This window comes from Brachybacterium sp., assembly GCF_036379615.1.
In the GTDB taxonomy this organism is placed as follows: Bacteria; Actinomycetota; Actinomycetes; order Actinomycetales; family Dermabacteraceae; genus Brachybacterium.
Genome location: NZ_DASVGJ010000047.1, coordinates 1 through 19,007, shown reverse-complemented (window position 1 = coordinate 19,007; position 19,007 = coordinate 1). Strand labels below are relative to the sequence as shown.

At 73.4% G+C, this 19,007-nt stretch carries 17 protein-coding genes; 11 read left to right on the top strand and 6 right to left on the bottom strand.

Annotation, left to right across the window (positions count from 1 at the left end; translation table 11 throughout):
- Window positions 1-56 precede the first annotated feature (56 nt).
- Complete coding sequence (locus tag VF289_RS08730; protein WP_330883137.1) at window positions 57-2,687, bottom strand: lamin tail domain-containing protein; 2,631 nt, start codon at window positions 2,685-2,687, stop codon at window positions 57-59.
- A gap of 111 nt (window positions 2,688-2,798) precedes the next feature.
- Between VF289_RS08730 and hrpB the strand changes: the two genes are divergently transcribed.
- Window positions 2,799-5,468 carry an ATP-dependent helicase HrpB gene (gene hrpB, locus VF289_RS08725; RefSeq protein ID WP_330883135.1) on the top strand — a complete coding sequence of 890 codons (2,670 nt, stop codon included), beginning with the start codon at window positions 2,799-2,801 and terminating at the stop codon, window positions 5,466-5,468.
- A 149-nt stretch (window positions 5,469-5,617) separates the two neighbouring features.
- On the opposite strand, the gene VF289_RS08720 is transcribed toward hrpB, so the two are convergent.
- Window positions 5,618-6,271 (bottom strand): GOLPH3/VPS74 family protein, encoded by a 654-nt coding sequence (locus VF289_RS08720; protein WP_330883134.1) that lies wholly within the window; start codon window positions 6,269-6,271, stop codon window positions 5,618-5,620.
- A gap of 130 nt (window positions 6,272-6,401) precedes the next feature.
- Between VF289_RS08720 and VF289_RS08715 the strand changes: the two genes are divergently transcribed.
- Window positions 6,402-6,869: a DUF3817 domain-containing protein gene (locus tag VF289_RS08715; RefSeq protein WP_330883132.1), complete on the top strand. Its 468-nt coding sequence runs from the start codon at window positions 6,402-6,404 to the stop codon at window positions 6,867-6,869.
- Between the two features lie 50 nt (window positions 6,870-6,919).
- Here VF289_RS08715 and VF289_RS08710 read toward each other — a convergent pair whose 3' ends face one another.
- Window positions 6,920-8,014 carry a hypothetical protein gene (locus VF289_RS08710; protein WP_330883131.1) on the bottom strand — a complete coding sequence of 365 codons (1,095 nt, stop codon included), beginning with the start codon at window positions 8,012-8,014 and terminating at the stop codon, window positions 6,920-6,922.
- Between the two features lie 197 nt (window positions 8,015-8,211).
- Between VF289_RS08710 and VF289_RS08705 the strand changes: the two genes are divergently transcribed.
- The 3 genes from VF289_RS08705 to VF289_RS08695 all read left to right on the top strand — a co-directional run bounded on the left by VF289_RS08705 (window position 8,212) and on the right by VF289_RS08695 (window position 11,396).
- Entirely contained in the window at window positions 8,212-9,456 is a 1,245-nt protein-coding gene (locus VF289_RS08705) for a methyltransferase domain-containing protein (RefSeq protein WP_330883129.1), read from the top strand.
- A gap of 147 nt (window positions 9,457-9,603) precedes the next feature.
- Window positions 9,604-10,335, top strand: a complete 732-nt coding sequence (locus tag VF289_RS08700; RefSeq protein ID WP_330883127.1) for an SRPBCC domain-containing protein — start codon at window positions 9,604-9,606, stop codon at window positions 10,333-10,335.
- A complete protein-coding gene (locus tag VF289_RS08695; RefSeq protein ID WP_330883125.1) occupies window positions 10,332-11,396 on the top strand; it encodes an asparaginase in 1,065 nt (354 codons plus the stop codon). The genes VF289_RS08700 and VF289_RS08695 overlap by 4 nt, the downstream gene beginning before the upstream one ends.
- Before the next feature lie 92 nt (window positions 11,397-11,488).
- Here VF289_RS08695 and VF289_RS08690 read toward each other — a convergent pair whose 3' ends face one another.
- Window positions 11,489-11,911, bottom strand: a complete 423-nt coding sequence (locus VF289_RS08690; protein ID WP_330883123.1) for a VOC family protein — start codon at window positions 11,909-11,911, stop codon at window positions 11,489-11,491.
- 244 nt (window positions 11,912-12,155) lie between these two features.
- Between VF289_RS08690 and VF289_RS08685 the strand changes: the two genes are divergently transcribed.
- Together VF289_RS08685 and VF289_RS08680 are read left to right on the top strand one after the other, a co-directional pair.
- Window positions 12,156-13,070, top strand: a complete 915-nt coding sequence (locus VF289_RS08685) for a sulfurtransferase (protein WP_330883121.1) — start codon at window positions 12,156-12,158, stop codon at window positions 13,068-13,070.
- Window positions 13,067-13,549 (top strand): SufE family protein, encoded by a 483-nt coding sequence (locus VF289_RS08680; protein ID WP_330883119.1) that lies wholly within the window; start codon window positions 13,067-13,069, stop codon window positions 13,547-13,549. The genes VF289_RS08685 and VF289_RS08680 overlap by 4 nt, the downstream gene beginning before the upstream one ends.
- Window positions 13,550-13,628: 79 nt before the next feature.
- Here VF289_RS08680 and VF289_RS08675 read toward each other — a convergent pair whose 3' ends face one another.
- A complete protein-coding gene (locus tag VF289_RS08675; protein ID WP_330883117.1) occupies window positions 13,629-14,558 on the bottom strand; it encodes a hypothetical protein in 930 nt (309 codons plus the stop codon).
- Between the two features lie 223 nt (window positions 14,559-14,781).
- On the opposite strand from VF289_RS08675, the gene VF289_RS08670 reads away from it, so the two are divergent.
- Together VF289_RS08670 and VF289_RS08665 are read left to right on the top strand one after the other, a co-directional pair.
- Window positions 14,782-15,264, top strand: coding sequence for a DNA starvation/stationary phase protection protein (locus VF289_RS08670; protein WP_330883115.1), 483 nt, complete (start codon window positions 14,782-14,784; stop codon window positions 15,262-15,264).
- 121 nt (window positions 15,265-15,385) lie between these two features.
- A complete protein-coding gene (locus VF289_RS08665) occupies window positions 15,386-16,744 on the top strand; it encodes a M20/M25/M40 family metallo-hydrolase (RefSeq protein ID WP_330883113.1) in 1,359 nt (452 codons plus the stop codon).
- A 68-nt stretch (window positions 16,745-16,812) separates the two neighbouring features.
- Here the strand turns inward: VF289_RS08665 and VF289_RS08660 are convergent, their stop codons facing one another.
- Complete coding sequence (locus VF289_RS08660) at window positions 16,813-17,490, bottom strand: TetR/AcrR family transcriptional regulator (RefSeq protein WP_330883112.1); 678 nt, start codon at window positions 17,488-17,490, stop codon at window positions 16,813-16,815.
- Window positions 17,491-17,626: 136 nt separating this feature from the next.
- On the opposite strand from VF289_RS08660, the gene VF289_RS08655 reads away from it, so the two are divergent.
- A complete protein-coding gene (locus tag VF289_RS08655; RefSeq protein ID WP_330883111.1) occupies window positions 17,627-18,505 on the top strand; it encodes a hypothetical protein in 879 nt (292 codons plus the stop codon).
- Window positions 18,506-18,683: 178 nt separating this feature from the next.
- The gene (locus VF289_RS08650; RefSeq protein WP_330883109.1) at window positions 18,684-18,965 is read left to right on the top strand and encodes an HPr family phosphocarrier protein; all 282 of its coding nucleotides are present in this window, start codon (window positions 18,684-18,686) and stop codon (window positions 18,963-18,965) included.
- Window positions 18,966-19,007: the final 42 nt, after the last annotated feature.

The window sequence follows — 19,007 nt, the reverse complement described above, 5'->3', positions numbered from 1 at the left end:
GCGGGCTCCGGTACGTCCCGCCTCCGGGCCCGCCTCGCGCCCGCTGCTCGCGGCGCTCAGGCGCCCCGCGAGCTGCGGATCAGCCAGATCCCGCCCACCACCAGGGCCAGGGCGGTCGCGGTGATGGCCGCTGCGCTCACGCCCGTCCGGGCGAGCATCTCCGACCGCGGACCTGCAGGCTCGGCCGCCTCGACGTCACCCGTCGAGGGTGAGCCGTCCTGCGCGCCGCCTCCTGCCGAGGGCGAGCCGTCCTGCGCTTCGCCTCCTGCCGAGGGCGCATCGTCCTGCTCCCCACGAGGCTGATCGTCCTGCTCCCCACCATGCTGCTCGTCCTGCTCCCCGTCATCCTGCTGGCCGTCGTCCTGCTGGCCGTCGTCCTCGCCCGGAGCGAGCTCGCCGTCCTGCCCACCGTCCTGCGCGCCGTCCTCCTCGTCTCCCGGTGCCGGCTCGCCGCCGGTCGTGCAGCGCTCGTCCACCACGCCGATGCCCCGCAGCGCGTGCCCGTCGGTGTCCGCGTCGTCGGCGAACCATGCCCGGCGCACCCCGTCGGTGCAGCGATCGGTCGGTGCGAGGGCCACGCCCTCGTGCGCGAACTGGGCGGGCATGCCGTCCGGTCGGGCGAACACCTCGGAGGCGGCGACGGTGTCCGCGCCGAGGTCGTACTGCACGGAAGCACCGTCATGGGCCTCGTCGGCGAAGGCCCACAGCGTGTTCGAGGCGACGTCGTGGTCCAGCGCCATCAGGCCGGGCAGCGGGGAGGGCAGGGTCGCGACCAGCTCCGCACTGCCGTCGTCCTGCAGGGCCAGTGCGTAGACGTCGCCGGTGTCCTCGAGGACCACGAAGGCGTAGGCCTCGGCCGCGGGAATCTCGACGCCCAGCTGCGCGAAGGCGCTCGCGGGCACCATCTCGATGCCTTCGAGGCCGCCGTTGGCGGTGGTCGCCGGCAGCGTCGCGGTGAGGTCCCACCCGGAGACAGCGGTCAGCACGTCCCCGTCGGCGCTCGTGTCAAAGGCGAGGACGGTGTTGCGGGAGGTGCCCTTGTCAGCGTTGTCCCGCTCCACGGAGAGGTAGACCCGGCCGTCGGTGCCCACCGAGATGCCCTCGCCGTCGGGCTCCCCGGTGCCATCGGCGAAGTGGGTGTGCTTGCCGCCGGTGGGCCAGCCCTCAGCCTGCTGCCAGGTGCCGTCCTCCGCGGGGACCAGGCGGGAGATCTGGCCGGCGTTGTTGTTCACGCCCCACAGCACCTCGCTGCCGTCGGCGAGGATCTGCAGGTCCAGGCCGGAGAGGTCCTCGCCCCACTCGCCCGCGTCATCGAGCACGACGAGCTCCCCGTCGGTGGGCAGCGGCGTGGTGGTCACCGGCTCGGTGGTGCCGCAGTCGTTCTCCGCGCCGGGGGTCGCCGCCGCGGAGGCGACGTACGCGCCCTCGCACAGCGAGGTCGAGGGGGTGACGTGGTCGGTCCAGGAGACCTGGCCGAGCAGCGTGCCGTCGGCGTCCTGCAGCCGCACCTGGTCCTCGCCGCCGAGGCCGTAGCCCAGCTCGTCGCCCGTGATCAGCAGCAGGTCGCCCGGGGCCAGCACGGTGCCCGCCGCGAGGGTGTGGACGTGCTCGTCGTCGGAGTCGAGGATCCGGTGGCCGCTGAGGTCCGCGGGCTCGGAGCCGAGGTTCTTCAGCTCCACGAAGTCCTCGCCGCGGGAGTTCGTCTCGTTGACCATGACATCGCCGCAGGCGTTGGGCTCGCCGAGGGTCGCCACGCGGCTCATGCCCTCGCTCTGGCCGCAGCGCTGCCAGGACGGTGCGGCGTGGGTGTCCGCGGGCCAGGCGAGAGAGTCGACGAGGCGATCGTTCGGGGCGAAGAGCCGGGCCTGATCACCCTTGCCGAGACCGAAGGGCATCCCTGCGAAGACGTAGCGCTCACCCGGTGCGAGCTCGGTGCCGGCGGGCACCACCGCGGGCACCTCGGCGGGGAGGTCCTTCTCATCCAGCAGGTACCAGTCCGTGAGGTCGATAGTGCGGTCCGAGACGTTCATGATCTCGACCCGGTCCTCTCCCTCGGAGACCGCCTCGGTGACGCGCAGCGCATCCCCGTCCGGATGCTCCTCGGCGGCCGGCGGCGGGACGTACGGGCCCGAGTTCTCGGCGCCCTTGGTGACCTCGGCCGAGGCGGTCACCTCGCCGTCGATCACGATGTAGCTGGTGGGGGCGTGCTCGGTCCAGGTCAGGGAGTCGATCAGGGTGGTGCCGTCGGCGGCGACGAGGCGTGCGGCATCGGCCTTTCCGAGGCCGAAGTCGAAGCCTCCCGGCGCCGCGTCCTCGTGGTCCAGGACCAGGTGCTCGCCGGGGGCGATCACGGTGCCGGCGGGGATCTGCCAGTCGCGGGAGTCGTCGTCATCCCGCAGGAACCAGCCCGAGAGGTCCACCGGATCGGCACCGGAGTTGACCAGCTCGACCCAGTCCGCGCTGCCGTCGGGGTCATCGGACTCGACCTCAGAGATCCGCACATCGGCCGGGGCGGCGAGGGCGGGCGCCGCGGGCGCGAGCACCGTCGCCACGAGGGGCGCGGACAGCGCGAGCGCGCCGGTCAGCGCACCGAGCCGGTGCAGCACGGGGCGGCGCCGCACCGGGCGATGCAGCACAGGGTGGCGGGCGAAGCCGTCCGACGGGGCGGGGAGAGGGCTGGGACGCACGGGGGCTCCTGGGTCATGACGACGGGGTCGGGCGCATCCCATCACCGCCCGGTGAACCCCGTCCGAGACGCACGTGGCCGGGAGATGGCCTCGGAGCGGCATGATGGGAGGATGCCTGCCGCTGCCCCGTCCTCCTCCGCTTCACCCTCCCCCGCGCACCGCTTCGACCTCGAGGCCATCGGGGCGGGGCTGCCGGTTGCGGCCGCACGGAGCGAGCTCGAGGCGGCGGCCCGTTCCGGCGCGATGGTGGTCACCGCTCCTCCCGGCACCGGCAAGACGACGCTGGTGCCGCCGCTGGTCGCGAACCTCGCTGACGGACTCACCCTGGTCACCCAGCCGCGCCGGGTCGCGGTGCGGGCGGCCGCACGCCGCCTCGCCCAGCTGGACGGGTCCGCGCTCGGCGGACCGATCGGCTTCACGGTGCGGGGTCAGCGCCAGGTGGGGGCGAGCACCCGCCTGGAGATGCTCACCCCGGGGGTGCTGCTGCGCCGGTTGCTCGCGGAGCCGGAGCTGCCCGGGGTCGCCGCGGTGCTGCTGGATGAGGTGCATGAGCGCTCCCTGGACACGGACTTGCTGCTGGGGATGCTCGCCGAGGCCCGTCAGCTGCGGGAGGACCTCGTGGTCGGGGCGATGTCCGCGACTCTCGACGCGGCAGCGGTCGCGCACGTGCTGGACGGCGCGGCGATCGTCGAGGTGCCCAGCGCCCTGCATCCGTTGGCGATCAGCTATGCACCCTCACCCGTCCCGCGGCTGGATGCCCGCGGCATCACTCGTGAGTACCTCGACCACCTCGCCCGCACCGCGGCTCGTGCCCAGCGGGAGCAGGGCACCGATGCGCTGGTCTTCGTCCCCGGTGCCCGTGAGGTCGACGACGTGGTCGCCCGGCTGCGGGGCCTGGTCGGCGACGGGGTGGAGGTGCTCGCCCTGCACGGCCGGCTGCCGGCCGCCCAGCAGGACCGGGCCACCAGCGGCCGACGCCCCGGGGAGAGCCCGCGGATCGTGGTCTCCACCGCGCTCGCGGAGAGCTCCCTCACCGTGCCCGGGGTGCACCTGGTCATCGATGCCGGCCTCTCCCGGGAGGTGCGGCGGGACCGCGGGAGGGACATGTCCGGCCTGGTCACGGTCAGCGCCTCCCGGGCCGCGGCCGAGCAGCGGGCGGGCCGAGCCGCCCGGCAGGCTCCGGGCGCGGCGGTGCGGGCCTTCGCAGAATCGGACCTGGTCGGGATGCCGGCGCAGTCCCCGCCGGAGATCACCAGCAGCGACCTCACCGACGCGGCCCTGACCCTGGCCTGCTGGGGCACGCCGCGCGGGGTGGGCCTGCCGCTGCTGACCCCGCCCCCGGCCGGGGAGATCGCCGCCGCGGAGCGCACCCTGCAGGCCCTCGGCCTGGTCGATGACGAGGGCAGGCCCACACCGTCGGGGACCCGGGTGGCGCGGCTGCCCGTCGGAGTGCGGGAGGCCCGTGCCCTGCTCGACGGGGCGCAGCGACTGCCCGGACGGGATCCGGCCCGTCTCGCGGCGGAAGTGGTGGCGGCCGTCTCCGATGACCATCGCCCGACGGGCGCGGACCTCCCCCGACTGCTCGCGGACCTGCGCGCCGGTCGCGCCCCGGGCGTCGAGCGCTGGCGGCGCGAGCGCGATCGCCTCTCCCGCCTCGCCCGTCCCGCTGCGGACGGGCGCTCCGGCGAACCCGCCGCGCCCCGTTCCACCTCACCCAGCCCCACCGCGCACCTCCCGACCGCGCACCCGCCCGCCCCGCCGGCCGTGCCCCTCACCGCGCACGACCCCGCGCACCAGGCCGGTGCCGTGCTCGCCCTCGCCCGGCCGGAGCGGATCGCGCTGTGCACGGGGGCCGGCTCCCGCTCCTACCTGCTGGCCTCCGGCACCCGCGCCGCCCTGCCCGAGGGCAGCGGTCTGCTGGGCCACGACTGGATCGCGGTCTGGGAGGTGCAGCGGGCGGAGGGACGCGCGACCGATGGGACCGGGGCGGTGATCCGTGCCGCCGCTCCGCTCACCGAGCAGGATGCCCTGCTCGCTGGGGCGGAACTGCGCGTCGAGGAGCGCACCGCCCGCCTGGAGGACGGGACCGTGCGGGCCCGTCGGCAGCAACGACTGGGGGCCATCGAGCTGACCTCGACCCCGGTGCGCGCCACCGCTGCGGACGCCGTCCCCGCCGTGCTCACCGAAGTCCGCACCCGAGGCCTGGCCGCGTTGGAGATGCACGAGTCAGCGGCGGCTCTGCGTGCGCGGCTCGCGCTCGTGCACCGTGAGATCGGCGCACCCTGGCCGGCGATGGACGAGGCCTCACTGCTGGACTCCCTGGAGGCCTGGCTGGCCCCGCAGCTCTCCGCCCGCACCACTCGCCTGTCCTCGGTCGACGTCACCGGCGGGCTGCGCCTGCTGCTGCCCTGGCCGGAGGCGGCGGAGCTCGCGGAGCTGGTGCCGGAGCGGCTGGCGGTCCCCTCGGGCGGCTCGGCCCGCATCGAGTACCCCGCCCCCGAAGCCGAGGACGGCCGCCCGGTGGTGGCGGTCAAGCTGCAGGAGCTGTTCGGCCTGGCCGAGACGCCGCGGCTGGTCAGGGGCCGGGTGCCGGTGCTCTTCCATCTGCTCTCCCCGGCCCGTCGGCCGCTCGCGGTCACCGACGACCTGCGCTCCTTCTGGGACGGCCCCTACCGGGAGGTGCGCAAGGAGATGCGCGGACGCTACCCCAAGCATCCCTGGCCGGAGGATCCATGGACCGCGGTCGCGACGGCTCGCACCACCCGCGCCACCCGACGCTGAGCTGCGCTGAGGCAGCGCTGAGTTGAGTCGAGCTGCGCTGAGTTGAGTCGAGCTGCGCGGAGGCAGGGGAGGCTGCGCGACACCGGTGCCGCGGCGATGCTGCGCCGGTGCGGCCGTGCGCCGGTGCGTTGATGCGGCCGTGCTGCGGCTCAGGAGCCGGCAGCACCCGCGGCCGCCGTGGACGCGATCATCGCGGCCGCCATGTCGTCCATGATCCGCCGGACGGCCGTCGCCGCCGGATGGTCGATCTCCAGTGCGGCGATCCGCTGGTCCAGTTCACGACGACCCAGGACCGGCAGCTCGTCCCGGAGGATGCGGTGGGCGATGCGCTGGGCGCGCAGCAGCTCCAGCAGGATGCCGTCCTGCAGGCTCGCCTCCGACGGCTCGGTGACGGCGCGGGCGAGGCGGGCACGCAGCGCGCTCTCGAGGGTGTCGTCCTGCGCGGGCCAGGACGTGAAGAACCAGCCGTCCTTGCGCGTCACGGCACCGGCGGCGGCGTAGCCCTCCCCGATCACCTCGGTGAGGTCCATCGAGCGGTGGGCGATGACGGATCTGAGCTTCTTCCCGTCCAGCTCGGCGAGCGCGCCGAGGGCCTGGTCCAGCACGGGCAGATCCGTCGGCTCGGTGTCCCGCACCTGCACCACGGGCGATCGCTCCTCGGTGAGGGCGATCTTCTCGCGCAGGGCCAGCTCGGCGACCGCGGCGGCGGCCAGCGCCTGGCGGCGGTACTGGGTCGAGTCCTGGCGGCCCGCATCATTGGTCAGCAGCAGGAAGAGCTCTCCGGGGATCGTATGCGTCGTCATCCCTCCACTGTGAGTCTCGGCACGCGCAGCGGCCACCCCTGATCGTCCACCTGCGGCTCCCTCTTTCGTCGGAGGCTCTGCCGCAGCGGATCCCCAGCGGACGCCCGGGCCCGCCTGGCACCATCGGGGCATGCGCCTGCTCTCGACCCCGTCCCGCCTCTACCGGGTGCTCGCCCTCGCAGAGGTGATCACCTGGACCCTGCTGCTGGCCGGCATGTTCCTGAAGTATGTGGTGGAGGCGACCGATGTGCTGGTGCGCATCGGCGGTGGGCTGCACGGCTTCACCTTCCTCGCCTATGCGGTGGTGACGGTGCTGGTCGCGGTCGATCAGCGCTGGAAGCTCACGGATCTGCTGCTGGGTCTCGGATCGGCGATCATCCCGTACCTCACGGTGCCGTTCGAGCGCTGGGCGCTGCGCCGCGGCCTGCTCGGCGACACCTGGCAGCTGCGCGAGAAGCAGGGGCGCACCGCCCCGGAGCGCCTGGTCTCCTGGGCCCTGCGCCACCCGCTCCCGGCTGTGCTCATCACGGTGGTCGGCCTCGCGATCGTGTTCTCGATCCTGCTCTCGCTGGGCCCGCCCACCGAGTGGTTCGCCTGAACCGACCCCGCTCCCTGACGGTCTGACGGCGCCTGCCGCAGCGCCCGCCCTCACGACGGCGGGGCGATCGGGTCGATCCGCACCACCTCTCCTCCCCGCAGGTGCAGGCGGCTGATGCGGACCACCGGGGTGCGTCGGCCCAGCCTCGGGACCGGCGGCTGATCCGGCTCCGGCGGCAGCGCCTCCCCGAAGCACACCCCGCACTCCTGCACCGCGAGCGCCTGCGAGCGGCGCGCCTCCCAGTCCACCTGCGCGGCGTGGGAGGCACGGATCCAGGGCCCGCCGACGGGTCGGCAGGGCCCGCAGCCGTCCTCGCCCTGCAGGGGGCACTGTGCGGGCCGTGCCGTGACCAGGAGCGACTGTCCCTGCAGCTCCTCGATCCGGGGATCGGCGCCGGTGGGGACCACGTCCAGCCCCCGCGGTCCCAGACGCAGCACCGCTGCCTGCCCGTGGTCCACCGCGACGGTCATCGCGCTCTCGAGCGCCTGGTCCGGATGCACGGCGAGCAGGTCCTCGCGCACGGCGACGGCCGGTTCGAACCAGTCCCGGCGCGGGCCCACGAGGGCGCCGAGCGCGACCGGTCCACCGCGGCGGCGCAGCTCCTCGGCGAGCGCGGGCCGACGGAACCAGCTGTGCTGCGGCGGCCGCACCGGGCCGCGCCGTCCCTTCGCAGGCGTCCCGGGGCGCGGCGCTCCGGCGAGAACTCCCTCCTGACTGGGCCGCGGCGGCGCCTCGTCACGTGCGGGGCGCACCTCGAAGGGGGACTCCTGACCGCTGAGGTCCGCGATCGTGGTCCCCTCGGGGCTGAGCGTGGGAAGCACTGGGCCCAGCGCGGGCACCACCAGCCAGGTGTGCGCGAGGTCGAGCGGGACCCGGCCGCGCAGCGTCTGCCGCACCCGGGCCGGATCGGGCGGGGACGTGGGCTCCCGGCGCCGGAACGCCTCCGCCTCGCGCTCGGGACCGCACTCCGGCGCGCGGTCACGGTCAGGGTCCCGCGTGCAGTCACGGACGCGGCCGGAGCCCGCGGCGGTCTCCGGCTCCGCCCACAGCGCGGGATCCGCGCTGGCGGTGATCGACCCGACTCCGGGCAGGTCGAGCTCGATCAGCTGGTCGCGCCAGCTGGTGGTGCGGTCATCGTCGGTCATGGTCATCCTTCCGATCCGGCCCGGGAGGGCCGCCTGACCGGATGGGCGGTCGCCTCCGGCCGGGTCTTCCTCGACGGGCACCGGGTTCGGTCTCCGGTTGCCGCGCGGCCTCTGTCGAAGGAGTGCAGCCGCGTCTCGTGACCCGTCCCGAACGGTACCGGGACCCTGTGACGCACGAACGCTCGTAGACTCCTCGGGTGCGCTGCCCCCACTTCGACTCCGGCGCGTGCAGGTCCTGCACGCTGCTGGACCTCCCCCGCCCTCGGCAGCTCGCCGAGGGCGGTGCCCGCGTCGAGCAGCTGCTGGCCGGGCACCTCGCCCCCGGCACCGTGTGGGCGGCCCCGATTGTCGGCCCCGAGGCGGGATTCCGCGCCCGCGGAAAGATGGCCGTGGGCGGGACCGCCGCCGCCCCCGTCCTCACCCTCCCGGGGCAGTCCGCCGGCACCGATCTCTGCGACTGCCCTCTCTACCCCGACGGGGTCGAGCAGATCCTCGAGGGGGCCAAGGCCCTGATCCGGCGTGCCCAGGTGCCGCCGTATGACGTCGCCCGGCGTCGCGGCGAGATCAAGAACGTCCTGGTCACCGCCTCACCGGAGGGCGAGTACCTGCTCCGCTTGGTGCTGCGCAGCGAGCAGGCGCTGGACCGCCTCCGCGAGCATCTGCCGCGGCTGCTGGAGGACCACCCCTCGCTCGTGGCGATCACCGCGAACATCCATCCCGAGCACACCACCGCCGTCGAGGGCGAGCGCGAGATCCACCTCGCGGGCGCGGCCTCGATCGCAGTGCGCACCGGGGACGTGACCCTGTTCGCCCGCCCGCAGTCCTTCCTGCAGACCAATACCGAGGTCGCCGGGCAGCTGTACCGCCAGGCCGCGACCTGGGTGGGCGAGCTCGCGGCGGCCTCCGGTACTGACCGGAGCCCGGACGACGACGCGGGCCAGGGTGCGAGCGGCGACGCGGGCCAGGGCTCCCTCCACGGTGCGGGCCGCGACGGGGCGCTCCGCCTCTGGGACCTCTACTGCGGGATCGGCGGATTCGCCCTCCACCTCGCCCGGGCGCTGCCGGACGCTCAGATCACCGGCGTCGAGGTCTCTCCGCAGGCCATCGAGGGCGCACGTGAGGCGGCGACGGCCGCCGGGGTCACGAACACCACCTTCCTCGCCGACGATGCCACCACCTGGGCGATCGCCGAGGCCGCCGGGGCTGCGGGCCCTCCCGACATCGCGGTGGTGAACCCACCTCGTCGCGGGCTCGGCCGCGAACTGGCCGGCTGGCTGGAGCGCTCCGGGGTGCGGGACGTGATCTACTCCAGCTGCAATCCGAGCACCCTCGCCACCGACCTCGCCGCGATGCCCTCGCTGCGCATCGTCGCCGGCCGCTACGTGGACATGTTCCCGCACACGGCGCACGCCGAGGTGATCGTGCGCCTGCGCCGAAGCTGAACCCCCGGTCCGGCCCGGCGGCGCACCGTACCGGCCCCGTTCCCTCCCCACGCCCCCGACCCGCGACCGTCCCCACCCGGCGACCGGCCGGACCTGACACAGTGGGTCCGGACCCCGAGGGTCCCACCCCGCCTTCGAAGGAGCCCCATGACTGCCACCCCGACCAGCCAGCTGACCGAGGTCACCCGCACCGTCACCCCGGTGACCGGCGGCCATGACGTCACCCTGTCCCAGACCTTCGCCGTCCACCCCGAGGAGGTGTGGTCCGCGCTGACCATCGGCGCCCACCTCGAGGCATGGTTCGGCCGGGCGAGCGGCGAGGCGATCACGGGCGGCACCTACGAGCTGCCCGACATGCAGACCCGCGGCACGGTGCTCGCGGCCGAGGAACCCCGCAGACTGCTGCTGACCTGGGAGTTCGACAAGACCTCGAGCGAGATGGAACTACTGGTCGAGCCTGTCGAGGAGGCAGAGGCAGAGGGTGCGCCGCCCTCGGACCCCGAGGGTGCCGGCGACCCCGACCAGACTGCCGACCAGGACCGAGCTGCTGACCCGGACCCGGTGCGCCGCACCCGCTTCACCCTGCGCCACACGGTCCCGGCCGACGCCCACTGGGCGCACTTCGGACCCGCCGCGACCGGCTGCGGCTGGGACGCTGCGCTGTACGCGCTGGCGCTGCACCTCGAGGATCCGTCGGCCGATCTGATGCCGCGCCTGAGCCGGTTCGCCGCCTCCCCCGAGGGCGCCGAGTTCACCCGCGCGACCGCCGAGGCCTGGTTCGAGGCGCACGTCGCCACGGGTGTGGACAAGAAGCCGGCGCGCAAGGCATCGGTGCGCACCGCGGCGGTCTACCTCGGCGAGGAGCCGGATCCGGCATGAGCAGCGACTCTTCGGTGAGCAGGGACCGGGCGCACAGCGACTCCGCACGCAGCAAGATCGCACTGCTGTCCCTCGGGGGCACGATCTTCATGTCCCAGGACGCCTCCGGCGGGAACGCCCGGCCCGACGCCGCCGCCGGCGAGCGCCTGCTGGCGACCGTCGCCGGCGGCGCGGAGATCTTCACCCAGTCGCTGGCGAACGTCTCCTCCTCGGACGTGCGCCCGCACCACCTGCGCTCGGTGCTCGAGCACGCCCGGGCCGCGGTGGACGACGGCGCGGCCGGTGTGGTGCTCACCCATGGCACGGACACCCTGGAGGAGACGGCCTTCCTGCTCGAGCGCTATTGGGACCGCGAGGCGCCGTGCGTGGTGACCGGGGCGATGCGCCCGGCGAGCGACCTGGGTGCCGACGGGCCCGCTAATCTGCGGGACGCGATCCGGACGGCCACCGCGCCGTCGGCCCGCGGGCTCGGGGTGCTGGTGGTCTTCGACGGGCATGCGCACCTCGCGGACCAGGTCACCAAGGCATCCTCCCGCTCGGTCTCCGCTTTCGCCTCGGAGCCGTCCGGGCCGCTCGCGATCATCGAGGATGACGATCTGCGCCTGCTGCACGCCCCCCTCCCCCGCCCTCTGCCCCACGATGTCGCGGGGTGCGGGCTGCTGCTCCCGGGTCTCCCGCCGGATCGTCTCCCGGCGGTCCCCGTGCTCACCGCCGGGCTCGACGAGGACTTCGAGCTGCTCGACCACCTGCCCCGCGATCAGATGCAGGGCCTGGTGATCGCCGGGGTCGGGATGGGGCACGTCTCACCGGCCGCGATGCCCCGGCTGCGACGCCTGCTCGGTGCCGGCGTCCCCGTGGTCGTCGCCTCTCGCGCCTTCTCCGGCGGCACCTCCACCCACCACTACGCCTATCCGGGCTCCGAAGTCGATCTGCTGGAGGCGGGCGCGGTCATGGCCGGTCTGCTGCCGGCCGTCAAGGCACGCCTGCTGCTGCAGACGCTGGTGCACGGTGACGCCTCGGCCGCGCAGATCCGCGCATCCTTCGAGGTCTACGCGAGCTGAGCCGCCCCGGTGGGCTCGACGCCCCGGCGGTGCAGTTCACACCGCGCAGCTCAGACCGTGCAGTTCAGACCGTGCAGTTCACACCGCGAAGCTCAGGCGGAGAGGCAGAGGCAGAAGGGGTGCCCCGCCGGGTCCACGTACACCTTGAAGCTGCCGGAGCCGGAGGGCTGGTGGTCGTGGACCATCGCTCCCAGGGCCAGTGCCCGCGGCTCGGCCGCTTCGATGTCCGAGACTGCGAAGTCGAGATGGAACTGCTGCGGATGCGCACCCTCGGGCCAGGTAGGGCGCTGATAGTTCTCGATGCGCTGGAAGGCGAGGGAGGCCTGCCCGTCGGCCTCGTCGGGCGAGACCCGACCGCGCGGCGGGAGCAGCTCCGCCCAGTCGGCGTCGCTGCCCTCCTCCACGCGCCAGCCCAGGAGCTTGGCGTAGAAGGTGGCGAGCTGCAGGGCATCGGTGCAGTCCAGGACGGTGACATCGAGGGTGGGGATGACGGGTTCCTGATCCAGGTTCTCCATGGCCTCACCGTAGGAGCCGGAAGGCGCTCCGCGGAAGAGGCGCGACGGACGAATCAGTGCGAGCTCGCGCGGTGCGGTCGCCGCGGGGAGGGCAGGGCGATGTCAGGAGCGGGTTCGGGTGACGCCGGGAGCGGGCTCCAGGGTGATGTCCGCCCAGGGCGAAGCCCCCGGGATGCCATCCCCCCGCCCACGGTGACAGACTGGGGATACTCGTGTGCGACGCAGACCGTAGAAAGGGATACTTATGACCATTCCTGCTGACCCGACTCCTGCCCTGCAGGCCTACGCCCGCCCCGAGAAGCTGGTGACCACGCAGTGGCTGGCCGATCAGCTCGCCGACGGCCGGCCCGAGGACCTCGTGGTCGTCGAGTCCGACGAGGACGTGCTGCTCTACGAGACCGGCCATATCCCCGGCGCGGTGAAGGTCGACTGGCACCTGGACCTCAACGATCCCGTCACCCGCGACTACGTCGACGGCGCCGGTTTCGCGAAGCTCATGGACGCCTCCGGGATCACCCGCGACACCACCGTGGTGATCTACGGCGACAAGTCGAACTGGTGGGCCGCCTACGCACTGTGGGTCTTCGAGCTGTTCGGCCATCAGGACGTGCGCCTGCTCGACGGCGGCCGCGCCGCCTGGCAGGCCGAGGGTCGCGAGCTGACCACCTCCGACGAGGGCATCCCGGCTGCCACCAGCGGCTACCCGGTCGTGGAGCGCCAGGACGCACCGATCCGCGCCTACCGCGAGGACGTGCTGGACTTCCTTGGCGGGCCGCTGATCGATGTGCGCTCCCCGCAGGAGTACTCCGGCGAGCGCACCCACATGCCGGACTACCCGCAGGAGGGCACCGTGCGCGGCGGGCACATCCCCACCGCCCGCTCCGTGCCCTGGGCCCGTGCCGCCGCCGAGGACGGCCGCTTCAAGCCGCGTGCGGACCTCGCAGCGATCTACCAGGAGGAGCTCGGCTTCGACACCACGACGCCGACGGTCGTGTACTGCCGCATCGGCGAGCGCTCGGCCCATAGCTGGTTCGTGCTCACCTACCTGCTGGGCTTCGAGAACGTGCGCAACTACGACGGCTCCTGGACCGAGTGGGGCAACGGCGTGCGCCTGCCGATCGCCCAGGGCACCGAGCCGGGCGAGGTTCCCGCACGATGACCGGCGCCACCTCCTCCCACCCCGCCCCCGGACCCGACGCGGGTCTCCCCGCCGCCTTCGCGGAGATCGCCGAGGACTTCCACGCGCTGTCCGGCAAGGATCGCCTGCAGCTGCTGCTGGAGTTCTCGCAGGAGCTGCCGGCGCTGCCGGAGCGCTATGCGGAGCATCCCGAGCTGCTGGAGCCGGTTCCCGAGTGCCAGTCCCCGATCTTCCTGATCACCGAGGTGGAGGGCACGGGACGAGAGGCGACCGCACGGCTGTTCTTCTCCGCCCCGCCGGAGGCGCCGACGACCCGAGGCTTCGCCTCGATCCTCGCCGAGGCGCTCGACGGCCGCACCGTGGGCGAGGTGCTGGGCACCCCGGAGACGGTCACCGGTGCACTGGGCCTGGCCGAGGTGGTCAGCCCGCTGCGGCTGAACGGTATGGCCGGGATGCTCGCTCGGATCAAGCGCCAGCTCGCGCAGAAGGCCGGCGTCTGAGCTCTGCGATCCCTGAGCTTCTGAGCTCTGCGATCCCTGAGCTGCGGCGCCGCGCCTCAGCGGGCAGGGGCCCCGCGGCTCAGTGAAGGGGCGGCGTGCGGGGCGGCCAGTTCTCCCCGCCCGACGGGGTGCGGTCGGCCGCACCGCTGCCGGGCCGGTCGCGATCCGTCGCGCCGCGATCCGCCCGGTCCCGATCCGTCGGACCGCGGTGGCCGTAGCGCTCGTACGCCCTGCCCGCAGCCCGCTCGGCGCCAGAGCGCAGCACCCCGAAGGCGGCACGCCCGGCCTCGGACTGCGCGAACTCGAAGGCGGCCCGGGCCCGTCGCGGGAACTCCGCGCCCTCGCTCCGGGAGGAGTCCTCCCCGTCGGTCGACGCGGCGTCATCACGCGCCCACTCGCCTCGGGAGACGCGCTCGTGCCGGTCCCTCGCCACCCGCAGCTCGAGCGGCACCCGCACCTGTCGCACCAGCACCTCGCGGACGTCCTCACGGATCTGCTCGGCCTGACGGCCGAGATAGTCCTCGAGGCCCTCGTCCCTCTCCTCCAGCGCATGAGCGCGCCCCAGCAGGAAGGACGCCAGGTCGGAGGCGACCTCGGGGGAGAGCCCGTAGGCGTCGGAGGAGCCGCGCGCATCCCGCAGCTCCACGGCGTCGTCGCTCTCGAGCGGGCTGGGCGCGATGTCCACAGCGCTGAGCACGTCCTCGACGAAGGCATGGAAGCTCGCCTCGCCGGCCACGTCGGCCCGGCGCAGCTCCGACCGTCCGGTCGCCTCGGGCGGCAGCGGAACCCGGGCCACGCCCTCCCGCGCGAACTCGTCCTGGGCGGCGCGTCGCAGCAGGCGCCGAGCCGCGCGCTCGAGATGGCCGGCGTCCGCATCGCGCGGGATCTCCGAGACCACCGCCCGGGCGTCCGCGACCAGCGCAGAGCGGAGTCCGGCGGCGTCGGCGCGCCGACGCACCGTGCCCGGGAGCGCGGCGAGCCGCTCGCGGAGCGTGAAGATCTGCACCATGGGCGCACCTCCTGCAGGGGCGGGCGGGTCACGACCATCGTACGGCGCGCTTCCTGGGCGGGCGAGGCTCACCTGCGTGATCGACGGGCCACAACCTCCAGGTGCATTCGGCGAGGACAGGAGCACTCGGCGAGCACCGGAACAATCGGTCAGCGCCGGAACAATCGCCGAGCACCGGTCGTTGGACGCGATGACACCCCGTCATCGATTCTGAGGAGACGACATGACTGACCTCGCCTACACCATCCCCGGTCTCGGCACCGACGACTCCGTCCGCCTGGTGGAGTCCCTCCAGGACCGACTCCACGCGATGAACGACCTGCACCTGACGCTCAAGCACGCGCACTGGAACGTCACCGGTCCCCACTTCGTCGCCGTCCACGAGATGCTCGACCCGCAGGTCGAGCTGGTGCGCGGCTACTCCGACGAGCTCGCGGAGCGCATCGCCCAGCTGGGCGCCTCCCCCGTCGGCACCCCCGGCCGACTGGTCGCCGACCGCAGCTGGTCCGACTACACCCTCGGCAAGGCCGACACCCAGGAGCACCTGAGGGCCCTGGACGGCGTCTACGAGGGCGTCATCTCCTCGAACCGCAAGGCGATCACGCTCTCCGGCGAGCTCGACCCGATCACCGAGGACCTGCTCATCGGACAGACCGCCGAGCTCGAGAAGTTCCAGTGGTTCCTCCGCGCCCACCTCGAGGGCTGAGCGGGAGGAGGTGAGCCCGCCGGGCAGCCTGTCAGCGCCCGCGCGGGTGATGACCGGGCCGACGGGGCTCGGGTGCCGCCGAGTACGGTGAGGGCACCCGACCCCCGAGGAGGACCCCGGCATGCCGATCGCCGCCCCCACCGCCGGTGAGCTCACCACGCTGCAGGACGAGGCGGTCCGCTTCACCCGCGAGCTGATCCGCCTCGACACGACGAACTTCGGCGGGAACGACCCCGCGACCTGGGGGCGCGGCGAGACCGCGGCCGCGGACCACGTCGTGGCGCTGCTGCGCGAGGTGGGGCTGGAGCCGACGGTCATCGAGTCCCGGCCCGGCCGTCCCAGCGTGCTGGTGACGATCCCCGGAGCGGACCGCGCACGAGGCGGCCTCATCCTCCACGGTCACCTCGACGTGGTGCCCGCCCGGGCGGAGGACTGGACGGTCGACCCCTTCGGCGCCGAGATCATCGACGGCATGATCTACGGCCGCGGCGCGGTGGACATGAAGGACATGGTGGGGATGATCCTCGCCGTGGCCCGTCATCTCGCCCGCACCGGGCAGGCCCCGCCGCGGGATCTGATGTTCGCCTTCTTCGCCGACGAGGAGAACGGCGGCGTGTGGGGCGCGGAGTGGCTGGTGGAGCATCACCCCGAGCTGTTCGCGGGCATGACCGAGGCGATCAGCGAGGTGGGCGGCTACTCGATCACCCTGCCGGAGAAGGACACCGGGCAGGACGTGCGCGCCTATCTGGTCCAGACCGCGGAGAAGGGCCTGGCCTGGGGGCGGCTGCGCGCCCACGGCCGGGCCGGGCACGGCTCCGTGCCCAATGACGAGAACGCCATCGTGCGCCTGGCGCGCGCGATCGCCGCGATCGACGAGCACCGCTTCCCGATCGAGTACATCGCCAGCGTGCGCGCCCTGTTCGACGGGATCACCGAGATCACGGGCACCGGCTGGGACGAGCAGGACATCGACTCCTTCCTGCCGCTCGCAGGCGGGGCCCGGCACTTCGTCTCCGGCACCCTGCGCGACTCCGCCAACCTCACCATGCTCAGCAGCGGCTACAAGGTCAACGTCATCCCGCAGACGGCGGAGGCCGGTTTCGACTGCCGCTTCCTGCCCGGGCACCAGGACGAGGTGCTCGCCCTGCTGGACGAGCTCAGCGGCGAGCACGTCGAGGTGATCATCGACCATGTGGGCGTCTCGGTCGACTCCCCGCGCGAGACGCCGCTGGTCGGCGCGATGACCCGCGCGATCGAGGCGGAGGATCCGGGATCGCGGGTGCTGCCCTACTGCCTCAGCGCAGGCACGGACAACAAGTCGCTCAGCGCGCTCGGCATCGCCGGATACGGCTTCGCCCCGCTGCAGCTGCCGGCGGATCTGGACTTCGCCCCGCTGTTCCACGGGGTCGACGAGCGGGTGCCGGTGGACGCGGTGCGCTTCGGGGCACGGGTGCTGCTCCGCCTGCTCGGCGACTGCTGAACGGGCAGGGTCGAGAGAGCTGTTGTCGGGCGGGAACGGCGACCGACCCAGAGCCCGGCACCCCGGGATCAGGCCTCTTCGTCGGCCTTGATCTGCCGGCAGTTCTCCAGCAGCTCCACCACACCGAACTCCGCGCCGGGCTCGAGCCCCGTGTACCAGGCCGGGGCGTTGCGCAGGATCGACCGGAGCAGCTCGGTGGCGTCGGGGGCGCCGCCGCTGCGCGCCTCCTCCTCGGTGTCCACCAGCCACTGGCAGCATTGCGCGACGGCACCGCCGGCGATCGCGCGACCCATCGACCGGATCTCGATGCCCGCCGGGAGGTCATCGCCGAGCCGGTCCAGAGCGATCGCGTGCAGCTCCGTCATCATCTCGATCATCACCATGAAGGTGCGGTGGGCGAACTTCCACTCCAGCGCACCGCGCAGGAAGGCATGGTGCCGCTCGACGTAGGCCACCAGCATCCCGAAGCCGAAGCAGATCCGCTCCTTGAGCCCGGTGCCCTCGCTGCCGTACTTGGCACCTCGCTCCCAGGCCTTCTCGAACATCTGCTCCAGCATCGCGCCCATCAGGGCGTCGAGGCCCGAGAAGTGGCTGTAGAAGGCGGCGCGGCTCACGCCGGCCTGCTTGGCGAGGGCGTTCACGGTCACCTCGCCGTCGGCGGAGGTGAGGTCACGGGCTGCGGCGAAGATGGCGGCTCGGGTCCGTGCCGGGCGGGGGTCCGGGGCACGGTCGTTGGTGCTGGTCATCTGTTCAGGATAGACGGGCAGAGCGTCCCACGCGCGGATCACCCGGACCGCGGTGCGGCGGGTTCCGATCGGCCATGCGGTCGGCCTCGCCCGACCTCACGAAAGTTCTCGATCGGCCGTGCGGCAGGATGGGGGCATGCGCTCCTTCCTGTCCGGCCTGTCCGGTGGTGGTCGGCCGCAGGGCCATCCCCTGCTCGACGCCCTCCCGGGGCAGACGATCATCCACACCCGGGTCGGTGCCCGAGGGACCTGGACCGTCACGGCGCGGGGCTGGGTGCTCCACTCACGGATCCAGCAGCTCGACGGACCCACGATCGGACCGGCGCCGGAGGCGGCCGTCGGCCTGCGCGATGACCGTGTGGTGGGGGCCTCTATCCAGGAGATCGAGCTGGTCGACGGCCATCTGGCGCTCGTGCTCCGCGGAGCGCAGGGTCCGCTGCGACTGAGCACGGTCCCGGGCTGGCAGCTGGACGGTCCGCGGGGCGCCCAACTGCAGGTCGCCGCGACCGGAGAGCTCACCGACCAGCCTCCCGGGGCACCGCTGCACGCCACTGCGGAGGCGCTGGCTGCGCACGCCGGCTCCGCTCGCAGCGGTCTGGAGGAGCGACTGCTCGCCCTGGGCCGCGAGCAGTGGCTGCATCCCGGGCATGTGGTGGAGGTGCTCGCGAACGCCGGTGCGCTGGACGATGAGGAGTTCACGCGGCGCGGCCCGCTCCTGCTGGCTCGGCTGCTCGCTCGCGGGGAGATCCGCGCCGGCTTCGTCACGGCAGGACGGTTCCGCCCCTGGTCGCTGCCCGTGGCGGAGATCGTGGAGCACATCGGCACCACCTGGGCCGCGCTCGGCGGGCGCGCACCCGGCCCGGACATGATCGCGTGGTTCGAGCTGACGGAGGCGGGCCGGGACGCCATCGGCCCCCGTGGCGTCCGGGCGAGCGCCCCGGGGATGTCCGGCTACGACTCCCCCGGCGTGGTCGGCGCGCCCTCGCACCGCGACCGGACGTCACGCCACCCCTGACGGACCGTGACCGCTGCAGAGGGACAGGAGCTCGCCTCCCCACCGATTCCGAGCACCTGGAATACTCCTCTCCGGCCGGGGATCCCCCCGGTGAACAGCGGTCGAACGCCGGGCGACGCTCCACCCGGTCCCGCTCAGCGATACCCTGAGGACCACCACGTCGAGAAAGGCGTTCGAGATGCCAGCACGTACCGTGAAGGTCGCGAGTTCCAGCGGCCTCCATGCCCGCCCCGCCGCGATCTTCTCCCAGGCCGCCAGCGAACAGGAGGTCTCCGTGACGATCGAGACCGGCGCGATGGGTCCGGTGAAGGCCTCCAGCATCCTCCTGCTGCTCACGCTGAACGTCGGCCACGGCGACGAGGTCACGCTCCGCGCCGAGGGCGACGGTGCCGAGGAGTCCCTCGAGGTGCTCTCGGCCCTGCTCGAGACCAACCTCGACGAGGAGTTCCAGGACAGCTGAGCCTCGGGAGAGCTGCGCGCACCCAGCGCCCGCCACCCTGCA

What these genes read in the sequence shown, in the direction of transcription:
- hrpB (WP_330883135.1), top strand. Translation starts at nt 2,799, where the DNA reads ATGCCTGCCGCTGCCCCGTCCTCCTCCGCTTCACCCTCCCCCGCGCAC.
- VF289_RS08720 (WP_330883134.1), bottom strand. Translation starts at nt 6,271, where the DNA reads ATGACGACGCATACGATCCCCGGAGAGCTCTTCCTGCTGCTGACCAAT.
- VF289_RS08715 (WP_330883132.1), top strand. Translation starts at nt 6,402, where the DNA reads ATGCGCCTGCTCTCGACCCCGTCCCGCCTCTACCGGGTGCTCGCCCTC.
- VF289_RS08710 (WP_330883131.1), bottom strand. Translation starts at nt 8,014, where the DNA reads ATGACCGACGATGACCGCACCACCAGCTGGCGCGACCAGCTGATCGAG.
- VF289_RS08700 (WP_330883127.1), top strand. Translation starts at nt 9,604, where the DNA reads ATGACTGCCACCCCGACCAGCCAGCTGACCGAGGTCACCCGCACCGTC.
- VF289_RS08695 (WP_330883125.1), top strand. Translation starts at nt 10,332, where the DNA reads ATGAGCAGCGACTCTTCGGTGAGCAGGGACCGGGCGCACAGCGACTCC.
- VF289_RS08690 (WP_330883123.1), bottom strand. Translation starts at nt 11,911, where the DNA reads ATGGAGAACCTGGATCAGGAACCCGTCATCCCCACCCTCGATGTCACC.
- VF289_RS08685 (WP_330883121.1), top strand. Translation starts at nt 12,156, where the DNA reads ATGACCATTCCTGCTGACCCGACTCCTGCCCTGCAGGCCTACGCCCGC.
- VF289_RS08680 (WP_330883119.1), top strand. Translation starts at nt 13,067, where the DNA reads ATGACCGGCGCCACCTCCTCCCACCCCGCCCCCGGACCCGACGCGGGT.
- VF289_RS08675 (WP_330883117.1), bottom strand. Translation starts at nt 14,558, where the DNA reads ATGGTGCAGATCTTCACGCTCCGCGAGCGGCTCGCCGCGCTCCCGGGC.
- VF289_RS08670 (WP_330883115.1), top strand. Translation starts at nt 14,782, where the DNA reads ATGACTGACCTCGCCTACACCATCCCCGGTCTCGGCACCGACGACTCC.
- VF289_RS08665 (WP_330883113.1), top strand. Translation starts at nt 15,386, where the DNA reads ATGCCGATCGCCGCCCCCACCGCCGGTGAGCTCACCACGCTGCAGGAC.
- VF289_RS08660 (WP_330883112.1), bottom strand. Translation starts at nt 17,490, where the DNA reads ATGACCAGCACCAACGACCGTGCCCCGGACCCCCGCCCGGCACGGACC.
- VF289_RS08655 (WP_330883111.1), top strand. Translation starts at nt 17,627, where the DNA reads ATGCGCTCCTTCCTGTCCGGCCTGTCCGGTGGTGGTCGGCCGCAGGGC.
- VF289_RS08650 (WP_330883109.1), top strand. Translation starts at nt 18,684, where the DNA reads ATGCCAGCACGTACCGTGAAGGTCGCGAGTTCCAGCGGCCTCCATGCC.